We start from the raw sequence: 275 nt of genomic DNA on the forward strand, positions 1-275 counted from the left end.
CTTCCGGAACATATGCCAACGCCCTGCCGCATTGTTTCACTGCCTCGAGGCATGTCTCCTCCGTCCGGAGGCTCTCCGGCACATCTTCCAGCGCCCATCTATCTTGCTTCACCGCTTCGAGGCACATCTCTCGCGTCCGGTGGTCTTTCGGCACCCATTGCAGCATCCTGCCGTCTTGCCTCACCGCCTCGACGCAGATCTCCTCCGCTCGAAGGACTCGCGGCACATGTTGCAGTGCACTGCCTTTTTGCCTGACCGCCTCGAGGCACATCTCC

At 61.1% G+C, this 275-nt stretch carries 1 protein-coding gene; it reads right to left on the minus strand.

The window, feature by feature from the left end; translation table 11 throughout:
• Positions 1–271: DUF4116 domain-containing protein (locus E1297_RS51045; protein WP_368669410.1), on the minus strand; the 271-nt coding region annotated here is incomplete at its 3' end.
• Between the last annotated feature and the right edge of the window lie 4 nt (positions 272–275).

The sequence above is a fragment of the Roseibium sp. RKSG952 genome (genome assembly GCF_009711355.1).